The following is a 1,730-nucleotide window of genomic DNA, read 5'->3' as shown; positions in this document are numbered from 1 at the left end:
AGATGAACTATTTCCTTAGAAAGGAGGTGATCCAGCCGCACCTTCCGATACGGCTACCTTGTTACGACTTCACCCCAATCATCTATCCCACCTTAGGCGGCTGGCTCCAAAAAGGTTACCTCACCGACTTCGGGTGTTACAAACTCTCGTGGTGTGACGGGCGGTGTGTACAAGGCCCGGGAACGTATTCACCGCGGCGTGCTGATCCGCGATTACTAGCGATTCCGGCTTCATGTAGGCGAGTTGCAGCCTACAATCCGAACTGAGAGAAGCTTTAAGAGATTAGCTTAGCCTCGCGACTTCGCGACTCGTTGTACTTCCCATTGTAGCACGTGTGTAGCCCAGGTCATAAGGGGCATGATGATTTGACGTCATCCCCACCTTCCTCCGGTTTGTCACCGGCAGTCTCGCTAGAGTGCCCAACTAAATGATGGCAACTAACAATAAGGGTTGCGCTCGTTGCGGGACTTAACCCAACATCTCACGACACGAGCTGACGACAACCATGCACCACCTGTCACTTTGCCCCCGAAGGGGAAGCTCTATCTCTAGAGTGGTCAAAGGATGTCAAGACCTGGTAAGGTTCTTCGCGTTGCTTCGAATTAAACCACATGCTCCACCGCTTGTGCGGGCCCCCGTCAATTCCTTTGAGTTTCAACCTTGCGGTCGTACTCCCCAGGCGGAGTGCTTAATGCGTTAGCTGCAGCACTGAAGGGCGGAAACCCTCCAACACTTAGCACTCATCGTTTACGGCGTGGACTACCAGGGTATCTAATCCTGTTTGCTCCCCACGCTTTCGAGCCTCAGCGTCAGTTACAGACCAGAGAGCCGCCTTCGCCACTGGTGTTCCTCCATATATCTACGCATTTCACCGCTACACATGGAATTCCACTCTCCTCTTCTGCACTCAAGTTTCCCAGTTTCCAATGACCCTCCCCGGTTGAGCCGGGGGCTTTCACATCAGACTTAAGAAACCGCCTGCGCTCGCTTTACGCCCAATAAATCCGGACAACGCTTGCCACCTACGTATTACCGCGGCTGCTGGCACGTAGTTAGCCGTGGCTTTCTGGTTAGATACCGTCAAGGGATGAACATTTTACTCTCATCCTTGTTCTTCTCTAACAACAGAGTTTTACGATCCGAAAACCTTCTTCACTCACGCGGCGTTGCTCGGTCAGACTTTCGTCCATTGCCGAAGATTCCCTACTGCTGCCTCCCGTAGGAGTTTGGGCCGTGTCTCAGTCCCAATGTGGCCGATCACCCTCTCAGGTCGGCTATGCATCGTTGCCTTGGTGAGCCGTTACCTCACCAACTAGCTAATGCACCGCGGGTCCATCCATCAGTGACGCAAAAGCGCCTTTCAAAGTAAAACCATGCGGTTTTACCTGTTATACGGTATTAGCACCTGTTTCCAAGTGTTATCCCCTTCTGATGGGCAGGTTACCCACGTGTTACTCACCCGTTCGCCACTCTTTTTCTTTCGGTGGAGCAAGCTCCGGTGAAAGAAAAAGCGTTCGACTTGCATGTATTAGGCACGCCGCCAGCGTTCGTCCTGAGCCAGGATCAAACTCTCATAAAAGTGTTTGAAACAATCTTGCGATTGTTAAGCTCAATTGTATAAATTGACTTGCTAGCATATTGCTTGCTATGTTGTTTGTTTCTATTAAATAGAAACGCCCTACACATTTGGTTTGTTTTATTCGTTCAGTTTTCAAAGGTCTACATTGTTT

The 1,730-nt window shown here is 50.7% G+C and carries 1 rRNA gene; it reads right to left on the bottom strand.

The annotated features are described in order from the left end of the window. Window positions 1-19: 19 nt before the first annotated feature. Window positions 20-1,579, bottom strand: a 16S ribosomal RNA gene (locus FFM63_RS09730). Between the last annotated feature and the right edge of the window lie 151 nt (window positions 1,580-1,730).

This window comes from Enterococcus pingfangensis (genome assembly GCF_005405205.1).
GTDB classification, from domain to species: domain Bacteria; phylum Bacillota; class Bacilli; order Lactobacillales; family Enterococcaceae; genus Enterococcus_A; species Enterococcus_A pingfangensis.
The sequence above is the reverse complement of the archived record's forward strand: the minus strand, read 5'-3'. Positions and strand labels throughout refer to the sequence as shown.